Origin of the sequence: Candidatus Aquicultor secundus (assembly GCF_002791875.1) — a bacterium.
Lineage (GTDB): Bacteria > Actinomycetota > Aquicultoria > Aquicultorales > Aquicultoraceae > Aquicultor_A > Aquicultor_A secundus.
Map to the genome: position 1 here is coordinate 10,758 of NZ_PFNG01000013.1, position 4,435 is coordinate 15,192.

The 4,435-nt window shown below is 51.3% G+C and carries 2 protein-coding genes and 1 pseudogene; all 3 read right to left on the reverse strand.

Annotated elements, in window-relative coordinates; all coding sequences use genetic code 11:
* Nucleotides 1–2,188, reverse strand: a pseudogene (gene recD2 / locus COY37_RS11700) (SF1B family DNA helicase RecD2); the annotation flags it as partial.
* Nucleotides 2,189–2,215: 27 nt separating this feature from the next.
* A complete protein-coding gene (locus COY37_RS00415; RefSeq protein ID WP_286975471.1) occupies nt 2,216–3,955 on the reverse strand; it encodes a peptide ABC transporter substrate-binding protein in 1,740 nt (579 codons plus the stop codon).
* Nucleotides 3,956–4,036: 81 nt separating this feature from the next.
* Nucleotides 4,037–4,276: a preprotein translocase subunit SecG gene (gene secG, locus COY37_RS00420; RefSeq protein ID WP_286975472.1), complete on the reverse strand. Its 240-nt coding sequence runs from the start codon at nt 4,274–4,276 to the stop codon at nt 4,037–4,039.
* Nucleotides 4,277–4,435: the final 159 nt, after the last annotated feature.

Consider the following 4,435-nt stretch of genomic DNA (forward strand, 5'->3'; position numbering starts at 1 on the left):
TGTACCTTTGCTGGATGCGATTGTTTTTAATCGCAATGGCCAGCGCTTTTTTGCTGCCAAGAACCACTACAAGCTTCTTTCCCCTGGTAATTGCGGTGTAGAGCAAGTTACGCTGCAGCATCATGTAGTGCTGGGTGTGAAGCGGGACGACAACCGCAGGGTACTCGCTCCCCTGCGATTTATGCACCGAGCACGCGTACGCCAGGATAAGCTCGTCCAGTTCGGAGTACTCATAGGTGACGGGGCGACCGTCGAAATCGACCTTCACCACTCGCTCCACCTGATCCAGAGAAGTGATTTTCCCGATGTCGCCGTTGTAGACGTCGAGGTCGTAGTTATTGCGGATCTGCATTACCCTATCCCCCACGCGAAAGATATGGGTTCCGCGCGAAAGCGCCTCACCTGAAGGATTAAGGAGCTGCTGCAGCTCTTTGTTAAGGTTCACGGCACCAAGCAGGCCCATATGCATCGGCGTTAATACCTGGATATCCTCTGCGGTAAGCTTGAAGCTTTCGGGTATCCTTCTGGCAACGAGCAGCTTGAGCGCTTTTAAGATATCCTCGGGCTCATTGCGCTCGATGAAGAAAAAGTCGCCTTTTCCTTCTTTTGCCTTGGGATACGGTGTCTGGCCTGCGTTGACACGGTGGGCGTTGACGATGATCGTGCTCTGCTGCGCCTGGCGGAATACCTGGGTGAGACGCACGACCTCTACACGGCCGGAGGATATGACGTCCTTGAGTACATTGCCGGGGCCGACCGATGGGAGCTGGTCGATATCCCCAACCAGTATGACCTGCGAGGTCGACGGCACCGCTTTGAGCAGGTTATAAAAGAGCACGATATCGACCATGGAAACCTCATCGATAATCAGAATATCGGCTTCGAGGGGATTCTCTGAGTTTCGCTCGAACCGCATGGACCGCGGACTGAATTCGAGCAACCGGTGGATGGTTTTAGCTTCAAGGCCGGTCGCCTCGCTGAGGCGTTTTGCGGCGCGCCCGGTCGGCGCCGCCAGCAGGATGTTTTTTTCTTTGCGTTTTAATATCTGGATGATTCCGTTAATGAGCGTGGTCTTGCCCGTTCCGGGACCGCCGGTTATCACCATTACTTTTTCGGCGATTGCGCTGCGAATGGCATCGCGCTGCTGCTCAGCAAGGTTTATTTTATAGTGTTGCTCGAACCACTCTAAGGCTTTTTCTATTTCTATATCTATGGGTTTGAGGTCTGTTGCAAGCAAGCACTCGATTTGTTTTACGACACCCACCTCAGACGCATACAGGGAGCGCAGGTAGATAAGTTCGTTCGTGACTAACGGCTCCTGGGTAACATCATCTGTAACGATTTCGGATGCGATTAAATCTTGCTCGATAAGAGTATCGACTGCGGTTTTCACGATTTCTTCGTCGATTTCCAGGATTTTAGCGGCCTTTTCGATTAACCGGTCGCGCGGGACGCAAACATGCCCCTCGTCGCTTAACCCCCCGAGCGCATGCAGGACGCCGGCTTCGGCGCGGCGCGGTGAGGTCGACTCGATGCCGAGGTTAACGGCGATTCTATCCGCTGTCTTAAACCCGATCCCGAAGATATCGACCGCCAGGCGATATGGGTTGTCCGCGACGATATCTATCGCCTCGTTGCCGTAGGTCTTGTATATCTTGATGGCGTAGGTCGTGGTCACACCATGCGACTGCAAGAAGAGCATGACTTCCTTGATCTCTTTTTGCTCCTGCCAGGCGTCGCAAATCCGCTCGGCCCGGATTTTACCGATGCCGTCCGCTTCAGTGAGGCGCTTGGATTGGTTTTCGATGATGTCCAATGTATCCAGGCCGAAGCATTTTACCAGGCGAGATGCCATAACCGGCCCAATCCCCTTTATCATCCCCGAGCCAAGGTACTTTTCCATGCCGACAAGAGTGGCCGGTTTGATGGTCGTGTAGGATTCCACTTTGAACTGCTCACCGTACTTGCGGTCGCTCACCCAATACCCCTTCATCCTGATGCTTTCACCAGGCTGAACGCCCAGGAGATTGCCGACAGCGGTAACAAGGTCGCGGTAGCCTTTCACGTTCACGCGCACCACGCTCCACCCGTTCTCTTCGTTGGAGTAGACGAAGTGCTCGAGAATTCCTTCGAGGATCGAAATTTTGTTGTTATTGAATTTGTTGAATGATAGTTGGTCTTGGGTCATGTGTCTGGCTTCCTAATAGAGTTATTACTACTGCTCTTTTGATATCCACCACTTGGATAGATTCCAGAAGGGGCCTTCGAAAGATATGTTATCCTTTGTCCCGTTTACTTTTTTGTTGAAAGCCAGGACCTGGATGTGCCGGTATAGGGGTATGACGACGCAATCATCGCTTATCTTTTCTTGTACGTTCCGGTAGAGGCCGGCCCTCTTGGTGTCGTCAACGACTGAGGGGATGATTTTGAGTGCGGCTGTGACCTCGGGGTTGCTGTAGTGGTAGTAGTTCTCGCCGGCCGGTGGGGTTGCGTCGGCGGAGAAGCTGTAGCCAAGGTTGGGCTCGGTGTCTGCAAGCCAGGCCCAGATACCCAGTTCAAAATCTCCCTTTGCCAGGCGGGAGTTAAAGAACGTTTCGCTATCAGCGTTATTTATCTGCACCTTAACACCTATCCTGCTTAGGTCTTCCTGTATAATCTTTTCCACCTCAACGCGCGTGGAGTTACCGGAGGCTGTGCTTATCTTAACTACCAGCGGCTTTCCATTGTTTTGGAACACCCCATCGGGGCCTTTTTTGTAGCCCGCCCTTGAAAGATATTGCGCCGCTTTCTCCGGGTTGAATTTATACTTTTCCCAGGCCGGGGTATAGAATGGCTGCTGGTCGGGCATGATAATGCTTTGAAGAACGCCCGTCTCTCCGGTTGCCGCTTCCGCTATTTTCTTTCTGTCGAGCGCGTAGGCTATCGCCTTTCTTACGTTTCTGTCGTTAAGCGGCGGTTTTGATGTATTGAAGGCAAGGTGCTCCCACAGCATACCTGGGTCGGCGAACCCAGCGGTTCCCGCGATTGATTTTATCCTGTCCGTGACCGCTTTTGTGCCTGATGGGTAGAGAACATCGATCTTGCCCTCTGAGAAAGCGGTTACCTGGACATCCTCTTTTGGGATAAATTTAAAGGTTACCTTGTCTATATAAGCATCATCACCCCAGAAGCCGTCGTTTCTGACGATGGTTAGATGATCACCGCGCACCCATTCCTTGAATTTATACGGGCCGCTTGCAAACGGAAGCAGGTCGTTGACCGCCTCATTAAATCCCTGCCTCTCAAGTATATGCTTAGGCAGTATCGGGTATGTGATAGAAAACAGCTGCTTGTAGGCTGCGTATGGTTCCCTAAAGACTATCCTTAGGGTTTTATCGTAAGGTGTCTCGATACGCTCGATCTTATCGTATCCGGAGCGGTCGGCGATCTGGTAGGCGGGGTTCATAATCGTTTCCCAGGTAAATTTGACATCCTCTGACGTGATAGGCGTGCCGTCGCTCCATACTGCGTCCTTCTTAATGTCATACGTGACGGTAAAGGGATTGTTTGTGACCAGGCCGTTTTCAAGTGTTGGGACTTTTTCAGCGATACGGGGCGCATAGTTAAGATCGGGTGTTACGACAAGAAGGCCCCATAAAATGTTCGAGGTAACGAGTTTTGTCGCAACCGTTGAACCGCCGGTTAGGAACGGATTAAGTGAGGTCGGCTCCTGGGGGCAGCCTATGGTGAGGCGGCCGCCCCGCTGCGGTTTTTTTGGTGAGGACTTCTGATCTGCCGCAAATAGCTTGATTCCGCCCAGTTTGATGCCATCGCAGCCGCTCGCAAAGAGCATCGACAGCGCTAGTATAACGAGCAGGACCGAAACAATTATGGGTGGCCTTTTTATGGTTGTTGAGCCTCCTTCAAGCGCAGGATATGATCGTCTGCGGTAAGCGTGACCGTATACTACCGACAACTTATTCTATCGCGGGTCTTATGGTGCCTGCAATAAAAAAAGCGCCCCCGTGGAAGCGCGTTTTTCTTAAGATGCGGCGGCTTACATCATGCCCTTTTGCGTGAAGTAATAAAGGATTATGGAGGTTACGCCAAAGGCAGAAGCCAGCCCTACTGTTATGCGGTTCAGGTTCTTCTCAATAATGCTTGTCCCTGAAAACGTCGATGGCAACGCACCGCCAAACGCACTTGATAAACCGGTGCCTTTACCGGAATGGAGCAGAATCGCGATAATTAACGCAACCGCTAATGTCCCATGAATGACCTCAACTAAAAGAATCACATTAACCTCCTGATATTTACAACATTAGACATCATAACACAAGCCGATTCATATCGGCAACACCTCTCGATAGATGTCATTCTGAACGATAGTGAAGAATCTAGCGTTTATAACCATAAGAAGTCAGGAGCCAGAATTCAATAGATGTCATTCTGAACG